The organism is Stenotrophomonas maltophilia (assembly GCF_013464485.1).
GTDB lineage: Bacteria > Pseudomonadota > Gammaproteobacteria > Xanthomonadales > Xanthomonadaceae > Stenotrophomonas > Stenotrophomonas maltophilia_AW.
In genome coordinates this window covers 34,983-50,781 of the sequence record NZ_RAUX01000013.1, presented here as the reverse complement: position 1 = coordinate 50,781, position 15,799 = coordinate 34,983, and the positions used below count along the sequence as shown (strand labels likewise).

10 protein-coding genes are annotated in these 15,799 nt (G+C 66.0%); 3 read left to right on the top strand and 7 right to left on the bottom strand.

The window, feature by feature from the left end:
• Positions 1–5: 5 nt before the first annotated feature.
• Complete coding sequence (locus D7Y61_RS06470) at positions 6–2,114, top strand: phosphocholine-specific phospholipase C (RefSeq protein ID WP_180865595.1); 2,109 nt, start codon at positions 6–8, stop codon at positions 2,112–2,114.
• 100 nt (positions 2,115–2,214) lie between these two features.
• Here D7Y61_RS06470 and D7Y61_RS06465 read toward each other — a convergent pair whose 3' ends face one another.
• The 4 genes from D7Y61_RS06465 to D7Y61_RS06450 all read right to left on the bottom strand — a co-directional run bounded on the left by D7Y61_RS06465 (position 2,215) and on the right by D7Y61_RS06450 (position 8,430).
• Positions 2,215–3,810, bottom strand: coding sequence for an alkaline phosphatase D family protein (locus D7Y61_RS06465; RefSeq protein WP_180865594.1), 1,596 nt, complete (start codon positions 3,808–3,810; stop codon positions 2,215–2,217).
• A 10-nt stretch (positions 3,811–3,820) separates the two neighbouring features.
• Complete coding sequence (locus tag D7Y61_RS06460) at positions 3,821–6,754, bottom strand: TonB-dependent receptor (protein ID WP_180865593.1); 2,934 nt, start codon at positions 6,752–6,754, stop codon at positions 3,821–3,823.
• 141 nt (positions 6,755–6,895) lie between these two features.
• Positions 6,896–7,918, bottom strand: a complete 1,023-nt coding sequence (locus D7Y61_RS06455) for a FecR family protein (protein WP_180865592.1) — start codon at positions 7,916–7,918, stop codon at positions 6,896–6,898.
• On the bottom strand, positions 7,915–8,430 hold the full coding sequence (locus tag D7Y61_RS06450) for an RNA polymerase sigma factor (protein ID WP_032128424.1): 516 nt from the start codon (positions 8,428–8,430) through the stop codon (positions 7,915–7,917). Before D7Y61_RS06450 ends, D7Y61_RS06455 begins: the two co-directional genes overlap by 4 nt.
• A 138-nt stretch (positions 8,431–8,568) precedes the next feature.
• On the opposite strand from D7Y61_RS06450, the gene D7Y61_RS06445 reads away from it, so the two are divergent.
• The gene (locus D7Y61_RS06445) at positions 8,569–8,868 is read left to right on the top strand and encodes a hypothetical protein (RefSeq protein ID WP_032128423.1); all 300 of its coding nucleotides are present in this window, start codon (positions 8,569–8,571) and stop codon (positions 8,866–8,868) included.
• Between the two features lie 244 nt (positions 8,869–9,112).
• Positions 9,113–11,782: a pyruvate dehydrogenase (acetyl-transferring), homodimeric type gene (gene aceE / locus D7Y61_RS06440; protein WP_180865591.1), complete on the top strand. Its 2,670-nt coding sequence runs from the start codon at positions 9,113–9,115 to the stop codon at positions 11,780–11,782.
• A gap of 51 nt (positions 11,783–11,833) precedes the next feature.
• Here the strand turns inward: aceE and D7Y61_RS06435 are convergent, their stop codons facing one another.
• From D7Y61_RS06435 to D7Y61_RS06425, 3 genes are all read right to left on the bottom strand, one after another.
• Entirely contained in the window at positions 11,834–12,316 is a 483-nt protein-coding gene (locus tag D7Y61_RS06435) for a LuxR family transcriptional regulator (RefSeq protein ID WP_180865590.1), read from the bottom strand.
• 122 nt (positions 12,317–12,438) lie between these two features.
• A complete protein-coding gene (fauA, locus tag D7Y61_RS06430) occupies positions 12,439–14,610 on the bottom strand; it encodes a TonB-dependent alcaligin siderophore receptor FauA (protein ID WP_180865589.1) in 2,172 nt (723 codons plus the stop codon).
• Positions 14,611–14,721: 111 nt separating this feature from the next.
• Complete coding sequence (locus D7Y61_RS06425) at positions 14,722–15,660, bottom strand: helix-turn-helix transcriptional regulator (protein ID WP_180865588.1); 939 nt, start codon at positions 15,658–15,660, stop codon at positions 14,722–14,724.
• Positions 15,661–15,799 lie beyond the last annotated feature (139 nt).

Sequence of the window (15,799 nt, the reverse complement as noted above, 5' to 3'; positions counted from 1 at the left end):
AGCCCGTGACCGATATCGGCCGACGCCGGTTGTTGCAGGCCGGCGTTGCCGCCGGCCTTTCCCAGCTGCTGCCCAGCATCGCCCGGGCCGCAGCGATCGCCCCCGCCGCACGGACGCGCAGCCTGGAAGACCTGCAGCACATTGTGGTGTTCATGCAGGAGAACCGCTCGTTCGACCACTACTTCGGTACGCTGCCGGGCGTACGGGGGTTCGGCGACCGCTTCGTGGCCCCGGCCGCTGCGCTGCAAGCCGGCGGCCGCACGCGCAGCCTGTGGCTGCAACCCGATGCCAGCGGCACGCGCGCGATCGCACCGTTCCCGCTGGATACCGCTGCGCACTTCGGCTACATGCGGGTGGAGGGCACACCGCACACCTGGCCGGATGCACAACAGGCCTGGGACCATGGACGCATGGGGCAATGGCCGAAGGCCAAGCAGAACCACTCGATGGGCTACTTCCAGCGCAGCGACCTGCCCTTCCAGTTCGCCCTGGCCGATGCCTTCACCATCTGCGACGCCTACCACTGCGCGATGCAGGCCGGAACCAACCCGAACCGGGTGTTCCTGTGGACCGGTCACAATGATGCACACGCGCGTGCTGGCGGCCCGGTGATCGCCAACTCGCACGACAACTTCCCCGAGCACGGCGGGCATCCGGCGTCGTATCGCTGGACAAGCTATGTCGAACGCCTGCAGAAGGCGGGTGTGTCCTGGCAGATCTACCAGGACATGGCCGACAACTTCACCGACAACCCGCTGGCGGGTTTCGAGGCGTTCCGCCAGGCCTTCCGCGCTGCGCCGGGACATGACCCGCAGCTGCGCGCACGTGGCGTCAGCACCCGTGGCCTGGCGCAGCTGCGCCAGGACGTGGTCGGTGGGCGTCTGCCGCAGGTCAGCTTCATCATTGCCGACGCGGCCGGCAGCGAGCATCCCGGCCCGTCCAGCCCCGCACAGGGTGCGGCCTATACCGCACGCGTGCTCGACGCGCTGACCGCCGATCCGGAGGTGTGGAGCCGCACCGCCCTGCTGCTGATGTTCGACGAGAACGACGGCTTCTTCGACCATATGCCGCCACCGGCCCCTCCCTCACCGGTGAACGGTGGATGGGCAGGTGCTTCGTCGGTCAGTACCGAGGGCGAGTATCACCGTCATCCCGCGCCGGGCGACGAAAAGTACGATGCTGCCGAGCTGCGCGGACGCCCGTATGGTCTCGGTCCGCGTGTGCCGCTGTACGTGATTTCGCCGTGGAGCCGCGGCGGCTGGGTCGATTCGCAGGTGTACGACCACACCGCGGTCATGCGGCTGATCGAACGCCGCTTCGGTGTGGCTGCGCCGGACATCTCGCCATGGCGCCGTGCGGTCTGCGGAGACCTGACCGGCGCCTTCGACTTCGCCCAGCGCGATATCCGCCCGTTCGTGCGCGGCCTGCCCGATGTAAGCGCGGTGGCGGCACGTGCGGCAGCCCTTCCGGGACGCACCGTGCCCGCGTTGCCCGAGGGACTGAAGCCAGCGAAACAGGAAAGCGGTGTACGCCCGGCGCGTGCCCTGCCCTACCGGCCGCAGGCATCGATTGCCGCTGTCGACGCCTCGGGTGTGGATCTGGCGCTGTCCTGCGAAGGCGCAGCAGCAGTGCTGCATGTCTACGACCGGCTGCGGCTGGATGCGGTGCCACGCCGCTACACGCTGCTGCCGGGCATGCCGCTGCGCGAGCGCTGGCCGCTGGACGCCCAGGGTCGCTATGACCTGTGGTTGCTGGGCCCGAACGGCTTCCACCGCCACTTCCAGGGAGCGGCCACGGGTCCTGCCCTGCAGGCTTCAATCGATCGCGTCGATGACCAACTGCGGCTCCGCCTGCGCAATCTGGGTGACAGCGCGCAGCAGGCGCGTGTGCAGCCTGGCGCCTATGCCGGGCATATGCCCGAGCAGACGCTGGTGCTGCCCGCACATGCAGAGACCGCGTTGGCGTGGGACGCAGCGCCCACCGCAGGCTGGTACGACCTGCTCGTCGGTGCGGGCGACAGTGCCCTGCGCCTGGCCGGCCGCGCCGAGGATGGGCGCCCCGGCACCAGTGATCCGGCGATGGGCAGCGAGCCATTGCGGTTCGAGCACGATTGAAGGATCTCTGTAGAGCCGAGCCCATGCTCGGCTGCTTTTCCGGTCAGCTATCAAAGAGCAGCCGAGCATGGGCTCGGCTCTACAGGGTAGACCGGTAGATTCAGGCCTCCTGCAGCCCCGGCCGGCCGTGCTCCACCGCATAGCGCTTCCAGCTCTGCACCGCGCCATTCGGCTGCATCACGGTATCCAGCGTCTTCATGTCGCCGATCCATGCATCGCGGGTGACATCGCACAGCACGTAGCCACGCTTGTCGGTGGTCGCCTTCAGATAGGGGCTGTGCGCAAGCTGGTTCCTGGCATACGCGTCCACACCCTGGCCATCGGCGCCGGAAGTGATCGACGTGGCGAGGAACTCGCTGGAGATCACGCCCGAGTCACGGTGGTCCTGCACCAGATCGCTGGCATAGTGGCGATGCGCGTCGCCGCAGGCGGTCACCACGTTGCCGAAGCCCACCTTCTGGATGTGGTCAAGCAGGCGCCGGCGGCTGTCCAGATAGTCTGACCACTGGTCGTCTGACGACTGCACCACGCCGTCCTTCTCGCGCATGTAGTTGCCCAGCGCCACCTGGTGGGCGACGGTATGCCAGCGCGGTGCAGCATCGGCCAGGCCGTCGAACAGCCAGCGCTCCTGCTTCGCCCCCACAATGTTGGGCTCCGGCGATTCCACCTCCTCACGCAGCGCCATGTTCACCTGCTTGCTGCGGTACTGGCGGGTGTCGAGCAGGTGCAGATCCATCAGCGTGCCGTAGCGTGCGCGTCGGTACATCTGCATGTGGCCATCGCGCGGGAATGCCGAGCGGCGCAGTGGCATGTTCTCGTAGTAGGCCTGGAACGCCTGTGCGCGACGCAGCAGGAACACTTCGCTGGGCGTGTCATCCTGGTCTTCGGCACCGGCCCAGTTGTTGTCCACTTCATGATCGTCAAAGGTGACGAACCACGGTACCGCCGCATGCGCGGCCTGCAGGTCGGCATCGCTCTTGTACTGGGCGTAGCGGCGGCGGTAATCATCCAGCGTGTAGATCTGCGGGCCGACGTGGTTGCGCAGATTGGTGAACGGCTGGCCGTTCATCTTCCGCAGGCCCGGCTGGCATTCGCCTTCGTAGATGTAATCACCGTAGTGGAAGACGAAATCCAGCGGTTCCTCGGCAATGCGCCGCCACGCGGTGTAGTGGCCTTCTTCGTAGTGCTGGCAACCGGCCACCGCAAACCGCACGCGATCCACTGCGGCCGTGGCTGCGGGCAGCGTGCGGGTGCAACCGACCGCACTGGCGTGGCCGCCTACGGTGAAGCGGTACCAGTAAGGCCGTGCGGGCGCCAACCCACCCAGCTCCACGTGCACGGCGTGGCCGAGTTCGGGATGCGCCATCGCCGAACCCTGGCGTACCACCTTGCGCATGCCCTCGTCCGCGGCCAGCTGCCATTCGACCACCATCGGCCGGGTCGGCATGCCACCGCCGAACACCAGCGGCTCGGTCGCCAGCCGTGTCCACAGCACCATGCCATCGGCCGAAGGATCACCCGAGGCCACGCCCAGGGTGAACGGCGTGCTGGCGAACCGCGGCGACGCCAGCAGGTTGCGCGGGTTCAGCGCGGCGGCATCGGTCTGTGCGGCCAGCGCGTGCGCCGTGCCCATCCACGCGCCGGCAGCGGACAGGCCGGCCAGGGCCAGGAATCGCCTGCGATTGATCTTATCCACGGCTGCGCCCTCAGTTGTAGATGATGTGGAAGTAGAAGAAGCGGCCGTAGTCGTCGATCTCGGTACGGAAGCGCCCATTCGGACCGGTGCTGTAGGTCGGCTGCGTGTTGAACAGGTTCTTGGCCTCGTACTTCAGCGTCACGTGCCTGCTGACCTTGTGGCTGAAGGCCATGTTGAAGGTCACGTACGGGTCGTAGTACGAATCCAGCCATTGGGTATCACCAAAGTCGACCAGCATCCGGCTGCGGTAGGTGCCAGACAGACGCAGCTGCGCGCTCTTCCACGGCATGCGCCAGATCACCGAGCCGTTGAGCGACCAGTCCGGCTGGTACAACAGACGGTCCAGGCGACGCTCGGTACCATCACTGATGCGGTAGTTGGTCTGGCCTTCCAGCCGCGTCGCGTTGAAGTACATGTCGAAGCGCTGGCGGCCCCACTGCAGGTTGCGGTTGGCGACCGCGAACTCGACGCCGCGCAGCCTGGACTCATCGGCGTTCATCGGCTGGGTGACCCGGTAGCGCGTGTCACCCACGTTCTCGAAGGTGGTCAGGGTGTAGATGTCGTCCTTGATCACCTTGTCGAACAGCGCGATCGAGACCAGGCCGTTATTGCCATTGAAGTACAGGTCCCACGCCAGGTCGATGTTAGTGGAACGTCGCGGCTGCAGGTTGGCGTTGCCCTGCTTGATCGTGCAGAAGCCCCTGCCCTCCTCGTCATCACCACAGCTGGTGCTGGTGGCCTGGGCGATGTTGCTGGGTGTCGGCCGGCCCAGCGTTCGGCTGGCGGAGAAGCGCAGGCGCTGGTCCTCGCTCAACTTGAACGTCGCATTCAATGAAGGCAGCAGGTTGCTGTAGCCACCGCTCGTATTGCGGAAGGCAGAGGTATACGTAGTGCCGCCATCATCGCTGAATGGGCTGTAGGCATCGAAGCGGGTGTGGTCGTAGCGCAGGCCGCCGATCAGCAGCAGCCGGTCCCAGGCGTAGTGTGCGGACAAGTAGGCATTGGTGATGTCCTCCACGTACTTGTAGTCGCTGGTGAAGTTGGCATTTGGATACGCCGCATTGTTGTTGCCCAGTTTCGGCAGCAGTTCCTCGTTCCACTTGCGGTTGTCGATCAGCGGGAAGCCCGGCACGCTGCCCAGCAGCGTCGAACCCGGATACAGGTAATCGTTGAGCGTGGCACTGCTCTTGAAGTAGTCGAAGTCGATGTCCTGCCAGATCTTCAGATGGCGGTATTCGGCGCCGGCGGCCAGGCCGAAGCCACGCGCATCGGCGTCGATGTTGTAGCTGAAGTCGGCACGCAGGTTGTCGATGCTCTCCTTGGCGTCGCGCGGCGAGACATAGGCCTGTGCCGGGTTCAGCTTGAACGCCGAGCTGGTCAGCAGGCTGGAATCGGAAACCGCCACTGCGTTCGGGAAGCCGTGGCTGTCGTTCTCGTAGTCGACGAACAGATTGCTTGGGTAGGCGCGCACACCCCAGTAGACCTGGTTGTTGTGGAAGGTCTCTTCGGTGTGGCCACCGCGCAGGGTCAGCCGCGAGCGATCACCGATATCCCAGTTGAAGCTGGCGATGGCGCCACGGTTGCTGCGGTCCCAGCGGTCGTGGCGGTTCTTGATGTAGATGCTGTTGATCTGGGCGGTGCCGCTGTCTTCGGTCTGGTTGCGGATCGGGAACTTGGCGTTCCCGTACAGATCGGTCTTGTTCATCGTCGAGTTCTCGTAGAACCGGTACGAGTAGAGCAGCAGCGACGCGTAGAACGGATCGTCCGACGGCTTCCACTCCAGCTTGGCCGAGCCTCCGAAATTGGTGATGAAGTTGGTATAGGTACCGGTGCTGAAGTTGCCAGGCGCACGCAGCCCGTTCCAGCCCTTGGCCTCGTCCGGCCCGGTGGTGCCGTCGGTGAGGTACTTGCCGGCGTCGTTGTAGTAGTAGTTCGACTCCACCCAGCGCTTGACGCTGTTGCGCGAACGCTGCTCATAGCGCGCTACCGCAACAAGGCCGAATTCCTGGTCGGCACCGAACTGGTTGGAGAACACCATCTTGGCGCTCTTGCCGAAATGCCCCAGGGTCTCGTGGTTGCCACCGGCACTGCGCTCGACATTGGTCTCGGCCGTGGAATAGATGCCGGCCACATCGGCGAACACGTACTTGCCGGACCGGTCGAAGGCACTGCGGCTGATGATGTCGATCACGCCGCCGATCGCATCCGGCGCCTGCTCCGCGCTGAAGCTCTTGTAGATGTCGGTGCGGGTGCCGATGTCGCTGGGAATCAGCTGCAGGTTGTTCATGCGCTCACCCGAGCCACTGCCACCCACGCTGGCAATCGCGATGCCATCGATGGTGGTGTAGTTGAGGTTGGCCTGCACGCCACGCACCGTCACGTAACGGGGCTCACCGGCATCCTCCACGGCACTCAGGCCCGGCGCGGCCATCAGGCTCTCGGCCAGGGTCTCGTCGCCGTAGCTGTCCATCTCGTCGTAGACCACCGAATCCTTGATCACCGGCGAGGTCTTCTTCTGGTCGATCACCTCATGCGCAGCAATCACCTTCACCGTGCCCAGGGTCGGCGCCACCACCGCTTCGGCCTCGCGCGGCTTCGGCGCGGCCGGCTTCGGTTCGTTGTGTGCCGGCGCAGGATCAATGGCGATGACGTTGCCATCCACCACGGTGTAGCCCAGGCTGGTCCCTGCCAGCAGCGCGTCCAGCGCCTGCTTGACGGTGGCACCGCGCGGCACCGCCCCGGCCATGTGCACTTCACCACTGCCCGAATACAGGAACTGCACGCCGGAACTGCGCGACAACTGCTCCAGCGCGCGCGCCAGCGGCTGCGCCGCGATCGGCGCCGAAACGCGGGCCTCGAGGCCATCGGCAGTGGCCGCAGCCGCCAGCGGCACGCTGCAGGGAGACAGCGCGAGGATGATCGACAGGTAAAGCGTGTTGCGCATCACGGGTCCTTGGAAGAGAGAAAGCAGCAGGTGCCGCTGCGTGACTCGGCAGCGGCTTCTCCCAAGTAAGAGCCCGCATCCACCGAAGTGGAGAACGCGGATTTGATGAATTTTTTCTGACAACCCACGGCCATGTCGACCTCAGCGACTGCCAACCCGCACGGTGTCGCCTTCGCGCCGCACCACGAAACGCGGATCGCGCTCGAGGAAGGCCTGCAGCGCACCGATGCGATGCGCGTCCAGGCTGCCGGACAACCGCGCCGACGCCGCACCTTCATCCAGCACCCGAACCTGCACCTGGTTGTGGCGGTTAAAGGCGGCGGCCACCTCATCCAGCCGCTCGTCCAGGAAAGAGACCTTGCGTTGCTGCCAGTCCAGCAGCATCGACAACGGCACATCCAACGACTCGACCGCATGGCTGCGCGCGTCGACCTGCACCACCTGACCTTTACCCAGTTGTGCAAGACGCCGCGCATCCGCACCGTGGCTCCACACTTCCACCTCGCCGGATACCACACCGATGCGGGTGCCCTGCAGCCGTCGCGACACGTCGAACACCGTGCCGATATCGCGGATCTGCAATCCGTTCACCTGCACCTCGAACGGCCGTCGGTCCTGGGCGATGTCGAACGTCGCCTCGCCCTGCAGCAGTTCCGCCCTGCGGCTGAACCCGCCCATGCGCACCCGCAGGCGGCTGTCCGCGTTCAGCCGCACCTGGGTCTGATCGGGCAGCACCAGGTCACGCAGTTCACCATGGTCGGCGCTGTACAGCTGCTCGGTGGGCATCAGCTGCGGTACCAGGCCCACGCCGAGCAGGGCGATACAGGCTGCGGCAGCCGCCACCCACCAACGCGTGCGACGGCTGTGCGGCGCACTGCGCAGCGGGGCCTGTGCGTGTCCGAACAGCGGCACGACCTTGGCAGCGGCCTGCTGTGGCGGCACCGAGGCCTCTTCAGCCAATGCCGATTGCAGCGCCTCACCAACCTGCCGGTGCAGTGCGAGGGCGTGCATATAGGCGCGCACATGCTCCGGCGAGCGCTTCATCCAGTCCAGCAACGCAACCCGCTCGGCTTCGCCCAGCACGCCCTCGCGATTGCGCTGGAACCAGTCCATGGCCTCGCTGGCGATCACGTCGTCGGCCGCACCCGATGGATTCCGTTTCATGTGAGCTCCCTGGCGCCCAGCGCCTTCCTGCAGGCGTCCAGCCCCTTGCCGATATGCTTGCGCACCATGTGCACCGAGACCTGCAGCTGCTGGCTGATTGCCGGGCAGTCCAGCCCGTCGCGATAATGCAGCTCCATCACCCGCCGCGTGGTCGCCGGCAGCCGTGCGATGGTGCTGCGGATATCGCTCCACCGCTGCGCGCGCTCGAATTCGCCTTCGATGTCTTCTTCGCTCTTCAACACTTCGGCCAGGAGGTCGACGTCCTCCAGCGGCGGCAGCGACGAACGTGCGCGCGCGTGCTCCCGTGCAAGATTGGCGGCCACGGTGAACAGGTAGGCTTCCGGGTTCTCGACCGCGTCGGCATGCTCACCGGTGCTGCGCAGCAGCCGCAGGTAAACCTCCTGCGCCAGATCCTCGGCATCTTCGCTGGCAGAACCCCGGCGCAGGAAGAAGCCGCGCAGCAGCCGCCGCCGCAGCGCATAGCTCTTCTCCCAGATCCTCACGCTGTTCACGGCCGGCCAACCACCCCAAGGCTGGAAAGCCCCGCAGGGTGACGGCCATCGATGACAGTGGCGTTTCAACTGCCGGCACGCAGCCGCTAGAATGCCGCCCCTGCAGTTTCCAGCAGCCGGCACAAGGAGTGCCCCGCAATGAACGCCCGCACCGCCATCAACACCCTCAGCAGCCTGCTGTTCCTGCTGCTGGTCGCCCACACCACCGCCTACCAGCAGCAGATGTGGCCGCCCAGCCGTGTCGTCCACGTGCATCCGGTGGTCGTCGCCCTCGCCTACGCGCTGGGCCTGCTCACCCTGCTGCTGTGGATCGGAGGACGCCGCTTGCCGGAACGCTGCCAGCAGCTCTCGGGCTGGCTGCCGATCGTGGCCTGGTGCCTGCTGGGGGTTGGTGTGGCGGTCATCCCGATGTTCTTCCCGGGCCTGTCCCCGGCCTGATCAGCGGCCGCACCCGGCGCGCCCGGCCATGATACGGCGCCCCGTGCCAACCCTTGCTTGCCAGAGACCCAAGCCGCGCCCGTCTACCCGCGATCCGGGCACGCACCTACGCTTGTCTTCTCGGTGGCCACCACGGCCGCCCTTCGCGTCACGGCCCCGCCGTTGCGACCCCGCTCCAGTGCTGTGCGCCCTGCCGGTGTTGTCGCCCAGGCAGACGTCCGACCGGCGCCCTCTGGAGACAGTCATGAACCAAGCCCTGATCCCCTTCGATACCGACCCGCTGGAAACGCGGGAGTGGCGTGAATCGCTGGAGGCGGTGATGCGGGCCGGCGGCCGGCCACGCGCGCATTACCTCATCGACCAGCTGAGCGAGCTGGATGCCCAGCAGCACGGCGACCTGCATACCCGCGCCTGGACGGCCTACGTCAACACCATCCCGCCCGAGCGCCAGCCGGCCTACCCGGGCGACCTGGCCATCGAGCGCCGCCTGAACGCGATGATCCGCTGGAACGCGATGGTGATGGTGCTGCGTGCCGGCAAGCATTCCAACGTCGGCGGCCACATCGCCACCTACCAGTCCGCGGCAGTGCTGTACGACGTGGGCTTCGACCACTTCTTCCGTGGCCGCACCGACACCTTCGACGGCGACATGATCTATATCCAGGGCCACTCGGCGCCGGGCATCTATGGCCGCGCGTACGTAGAGGGCCGCATCGATCCCGCACGGATGGACAACTTCCGCCGCGAAGCCGGCCGCGAAGGCCTGTCCTCGTATCCACACCCACGCCTGATGCCGGAGTTCTGGCAGTTCCCCACCGTGTCGATGGGCCTGGGGCCACTCACCGCCGCCTACCAGGCGCGCTACATGCGTTACCTGGAATACCGCGGCCTGAAGGAACACCAGGGCCGCAAGGTCTGGGCCTTCCTCGGCGACGGCGAGATGGACCAGCCCGAATCGCTGGCGGCGATCTCGCTGGCTGGCCGCGAGCGGCTGGACAACATCGTGTTCGTGGTCAACTGCAACCTGCAACGTCTGGACGGGCCGGTACGCGGCAACGCCAAGGTCATCCAGGAACTGGAAGGCACCTTCCGTGCGGCCGGCTGGAACGTGATCAAGCTGATCTGGGGCAGCGGCTGGGACGACCTGCTGGCCCGCGACCACAGCGGCCTGCTGCGCCAGCGCATGATGGAGTGCGTGGACGGCGACTACCAGACCTTCAAGTCGCAGAGCGGCGCCTACGTGCGCGAACACTTCTTCGGCCGCTACCCCGAGCTGCTGGAGCTGGTCGCGCACATGAGCGACGACGATATCTGGGGTCTGGCGCGTGGTGGCCATGATCCGCATAAGGTGTTCGCCGCCTACGAGCAGGCCGTCAACACCAGCGGCCGGCCGACGGTGATCCTGGCCAAGACGGTCAAGGGTTTCGGCATGGGCGAAGCCGGCGAAGGCCAGAACATCAACCACCAGCTGAAGAAGATGAGCGCCGACGCGGTGCGCGCCTTCCGTGACCGCTTCAACCTGCCGGTCAGCGACGAACAGCTGGAAGAGATGCCCTATCTGCGCCCGGAACCGGGCAGCGCCGAGGCGGCCTACTTCGCCGAGCGCCGCCGCATCCAGGGTGGGCAGTTACCGGCGCGCCTGGCCAAGGTCGATCCGCTGCCGCTGCCACCGCTGTCGATCTTCAACACCCAGCTGCAGGGCAGCGGCGATCGCGGCCAGTCCACCACCATGGGCTTCGTGCGCATCCTCACCAGCCTGCTGAAGGACCCGGACCTGGGCAGGCTGGTGATTCCGATCGTGCCCGATGAATCGCGCACCTTCGGCATGGAGGGCCTGTTCCGCCAGATCGGCATCCACTCCTACCTGGGCCAGCTGTACACCCCGCAGGATGCCGGCCAGCTGAGCTATTACAAGGAAGCCAAGGACGGCCAGATCCTGCAGGAAGGCATCAACGAATCCGGTGCGATCTGTTCGTGGATCGCCGCCGGCACTGCCTACAGCAACCATGGCCTGGCCACGATTCCGTTCTACATCTTCTACTCGATGTTCGGCCTGCAGCGCGTCGGTGACCTGGCCTGGGCCGCTGCCGATGCACGTACCCGCGGCTTCCTGCTCGGCGCGACGTCGGGCCGCACCACGCTGATGGGCGAAGGCCTGCAGCATGATGACGGCCACAGCCACGTGCTGTCGTCGGTGATTCCGAGCTGCGTATCGTACGACCCGACCTTCAACTACGAGCTGGCGGTGATCATCCACGATGGCCTGCGCCGCATGTATGTCGACCAGGAAGACATCTACTACTACATCACCGTACTCAACGAGAACTATCCGCAGCCGGCCCTGCCCGAGGGCGCCGAAGCGGGCATCCTGAAGGGCCTGTACCTGCTGCACCCGGCGGTCGCCGACACCACCCGGCCACGCGTGCAGCTGATCGGCAGTGGCTCGATCCTGCGCGAAGTGGAAGCCGCGGCAGAGCTGCTGCAGCATGACTTCGGCGTCGCCAGCGATGTGTGGAGCGCGACCAGCCTGACCGAACTACGCCGCGATGGCCTGGCCGCCGAACGCTGGAACCTGCTGCATCCGGCCGAAGAGCCGCGCGTGCCCTACGTGCAGCAGTGCCTGCAGGGCCACGACGGCCCGGTGGTGGTGGCCACCGACTACATGAAGATCGTCGGCGACCAGATCCGTCCCTTCATCAACGACCGCCGCTTCACCGCACTGGGCACCGATGGCTTCGGCCGCTCCGACACGCGTGAGTCGCTGCGCACGTTCTTCGAAGTGGATCGCCACTTCGTCCTGCTGGCGGCCCTGAAATCCCTGGCCGACGAAGGCCGCATCGAGCGTTCGCGAATGCAGGAGGCCATCGACAGGTACGGCATCGACACCGGCAAGCGCGATCCGGCTGCGATGTAAGGCTGCTGCATGCACCACGCCCGCTGTGCAGGCGTGGTGCAGACGACGTCGCTACGGCATCCGCTTGAACAGATTGGTCTGCAGGATCGGGGTACCGTCGTGGCCGTAGAACGCCTTGGTCTCGGTCATCGTCGTGCGGTCGGCCGCTACTGTATAGATGCGGGTGGACGCTGGCGTACCGTGGTCCACCAGCTGCATCACCAGGGTGTTCGGCGCCGGCAGTTTCAGGTTGGCCTTGTCTGCGCCGTAGGTGCCGGACAAGACGCCCGGCGTGCCGTCGAGGGACAGCGTGCCATCGGACTTCATGGTCTTGCCGTCGTGCAGGACGATGTCGACGTGCGAACTCCAGCGTCCACTCCCGGCATCCTTGAATTCCAGCACCACCTGTTTCGGGCGCTGCGCCTCGGGCAGCGCCGAGGTAGCAATGTCCAGCGACCAGCGCCCCAGCAGCGGTGAGGGCGAAGCTTCCACCGCCAGCGCCGGAACGGCGGAGATCGAAAGCGCAGACAACAACACAGCGGACAGCAGCTTCATACGTTGCTCCGTTCCCGTGAAGAAGATGCTGCGTGAAGCGCTGTGGGGCGCAGCATCCGGATCGTGCACAGCATCGGTGCCCCGCACAAGGCAGGGCGCTGAACGGAGGGCAACGCCGTAACTTAATAGCCGACCTTCACCGTGAACATCACGTTTCGCGGCGCGCCGTACCAGCCCTGGTTGTAGAAGCCGATCTGCGAGTAGTAATGGCGGTCGAACAGGTTGTTGATGTTGACCGCCGCCGACACATTGGAGCTGAACTGGTAGCGCGCCATCAGGTTCACCAGTGCGTAGCTGGGCTGCTCCACCGGCACCCGCCGGTTCCCTGGCGCAGTGGCGGTCTGGTACATGCGGTTCTGCCAGTCCACGCCACCGCCGATGGTCAGCCGGTCCCAGGTACCGGGCAGTCGCCAGGTGGTGAACAGCTTGAACAGGCTGCGCGGCTTGGCGGTGTTGATCGCCCTGCCCTGCGCGTCCTGCGCGATGAAGGTGGTGAAGCTGGTGCCCAGGCTCCATCCCGGCAGCGGCTCACCGGCCAGTTCCACTTCCAGGCCGTCCACCGTTGCGCCCTTCACCGCACGATACGCCGCCTGCGTACTGCCCTCGACCAGCCCACTGGTAGCTTCGGCAAGGTTGTCCTGCTGGGTGCGGAACAGTGCCGCCGAGGCATTCAAGCGCTCCTGCAACCAGCTGCCCTTGAGGCCCAGCTCATAGCTGCGGCCGCTGACCGGGTCGAGGAACTGCCCGGATTCATTGCGGTTGTTCTGTGGTTTGAAGATGCCGGTGTAGCTGGCATACGCGCTGCTGTAGTCGTTCAGGTCCCAGACCACACCGGCATACGGTACGAATTCGTTGCGGTAGCGGTACTTCCGCTTGCTGCCGAAGTAGACTTGGTCGGTCTCCCAGTTGCTCAGGCGGCCACCGACGATCACATGCAGCGGATCGGCCAGCGACAACCGTGCCACTGCATAGGCACCACTCTGGTGGTTGTCCAGATCATCGGCCTGGGTCGTGCTGCTGGCCCACACCGGCTCCGGCGTGCCCGGCCCGTGCCAGTCGAAATAGCTGGCCAGCGGTGGCAACGGCGCCAACGCGCGGTACTGCCCCAGCGCGATCTCGTCACGCGAGCGCGACCAGCCGACCGACGCAGTGTGCTGGCGGCCGAACAGCTGGAACGGACCGGTCAGGCTGACACTGACCGCCTCGCGGCGCACTGGGCCGTCGTAACGAGTGAAGCTGTTGCCATTGGGCATCGCCCCGGTAGCCGGATCGGGATAGCCGCCCCGGTAGAGATGCTTCATCTCCATGTCGGTATGCGAGCGGCTGTAGGACACGCGTGCCTGCCAGTCGTTGCCGAAACGATGGTTGAAATCGAAGAAGCCGTTGCGGGTATCGGTGGTCATCCGTGCCCACGGTGCGGTGGCCGATACCGAGCGGTCGAAGCGGGTACGCGTGCCGTCGGCGTTGAACAGCGCGAAGCCGCTGCCGAAGCCACGATTGTCGTTGCCCTGGTAGGAAATACCGGCGATCAATCCGGTGTCCTCGCCCAGGTCCACGCTGATCACGCCGTAGAGCGTCTTCGCGGTGGTGTCCAGGCCAGCGGTGTAGCTGTCGCCCTCGGCCTGCGCGGCGACCACGCGGCCACGCACCCGCCCTTCCCGGCTGAGGGGGCTGGACACGTCCACCCAGGCGCGGCGCGCGTCCCAGCTGCCGAGGCTGATGCCACCACTGGCGGCGAAATCACGCAGCGGACGCTTGCGCACATAGTTCACCGCCGCTGAAGGATTGCCGGCACCGGTCATCAGGCCATTGGCGCCGCGTACGATCTCGATGCGGTCGTACACCACCATGTCCAGGTTGTTCTCGCCGAAATTCCACGGCGACAGCACCGGCATGACCACGCCATCGAACTGGTAGTTGTCGATGTCGAAGCCGCGCGCCGAGAACGAGTAGCGGTTGGCATCGCTGCGCGTGACCGAGATGCCCGGCGCGGTGGCCAATGCATCGGCGGTGCTGAGCAGCCCGCGGTCCTCGATCTGCTGGCGGGTGATGACGCTGACCGACTGTGGCGTCTGCCGCGAGGTCAGCGACAACCCGGTCGCCGTGCTCATGGAATCGGTGGTGTAGGAACGCGACGTTTCGGTGCTGCCATCAAGGTCGGCAGTGACCTGCACGGTCGGCAGCTGCGAGGTTGTCGCGGTCGTGGCACGCTCGGCGGCGTGGGCGGCGTTGAACAGCGCCAGGGTCGCGCCGATGGCGGTTGCCAGGGCACTCGGGCGGGTACAGGCAGGCATGGGAGATCCAGCAGGGGAGAAAGGCTGGATGAGAATTATTGTCATCTGAGCGTGAGCGCAGGTATGCGCGGACGCAGCAGGTGTATGCGCGCTGCCGACGCTGATCCGGATTCAGCGGAACTGGCTGGGTGCGATGCCGTAACGTGCACGGAACGCGGTCGCGAAGTTGGTGGCGTGCCGATAGCCGACCCGATGTGCGGCCTGCTGCACGCTGCAGCCTTGTCGCAGCTGTTCGCAGGCCAGTTGCAGGCGCCGCTCGCGCAGCCAGCCAAACACGGAACATTGGTGCACCTGCTGGAACTTCAGGCGCAGGCTGCTCGGGCTCATGCAGGCCAGGCGCGCCAGCTGCTCCAGGCTGTGGTCGGCGGCCGGTGCAGCCTGCAGGCAATCGATTACCCGTTGCAGCATGCGGCGGTCACGCGCTGAAACACGCAGGTCCGGCAAGGCATCCCCTGCAGGTGTGCCCAGTGCCTGTGCCAGCACCTGCAGGCCGATACCCTCGCACAGCAGCGCATGCATCGCGCCGTGCCAGGTGCCCGACAGCACCTGATCGGCGGCGTGCTCCAGATGCCCGGGCACCTGCCAGCTGTGCAGGCGGGGCTGGCCGGTGCGGCGCGCAGTGGACAGCAGTTCGCTGATCACCGGGTCGTCGATCCCGGCCGGTGCATCCAGCGAGACGTTCAGGCTGCGCATCCGTTGCCCGGCGGGATGGATCGCGGTCATCGGCGCGGCCTCGGCCAGCACCATCGCGCCGGCACCTGGGCTCATGCCGATCACCGTCTGCCCGGCCAACCGGGCCCCTGCACGTCCCTCCATCATCACGATCGCCGAGAACGCCGGCGGCGACTCCGACGTCGCCTCGAACGGCTGATGGGCGATCACGTCCGACAGCGCCAGCGTCATCCCCGGACGCAGGCATCGCTGCTCCACCCTGCCCTGGACCACGCAACGCTCGACCGACCCGTCGGCTGACGCCGCGGCAGGCAACCGATAGTGGAAGCCGCTGCTGCGGCCCAGTCGATCGAGGTCGGCAAGGGAGAGGCTTTGCATGGTGCACCTGCAGAGAATCTGCGGCCATTCTGATATGAGAACCATTCTCATATCCAGTCCTCGTGGCAAGGCCCGATCCGCCCTTGTTGACATAAATGGTGACGTTATAACATTTCATCTTGTTTTCACGGATCGTGTC

Excerpts from the sequence above, each read along its gene's own strand:
- D7Y61_RS06455 (WP_180865592.1), bottom strand. The coding sequence starts at position 7,918 with ATGAAACGGAATCCATCGGGTGCGGCCGACGACGTGATCGCCAGCGAG.
- D7Y61_RS06435 (WP_180865590.1), bottom strand. The coding sequence starts at position 12,316 with ATGAAGCTGCTGTCCGCTGTGTTGTTGTCTGCGCTTTCGATCTCCGCC.
- D7Y61_RS06425 (WP_180865588.1), bottom strand. The coding sequence starts at position 15,660 with ATGCAAAGCCTCTCCCTTGCCGACCTCGATCGACTGGGCCGCAGCAGC.
- fauA (WP_180865589.1), bottom strand. The coding sequence starts at position 14,610 with ATGCCTGCCTGTACCCGCCCGAGTGCCCTGGCAACCGCCATCGGCGCG.
- D7Y61_RS06460 (WP_180865593.1), bottom strand. The coding sequence starts at position 6,754 with ATGCGCAACACGCTTTACCTGTCGATCATCCTCGCGCTGTCTCCCTGC.
- aceE (WP_180865591.1), top strand. The coding sequence starts at position 9,113 with ATGAACCAAGCCCTGATCCCCTTCGATACCGACCCGCTGGAAACGCGG.
- D7Y61_RS06445 (WP_032128423.1), top strand. The coding sequence starts at position 8,569 with ATGAACGCCCGCACCGCCATCAACACCCTCAGCAGCCTGCTGTTCCTG.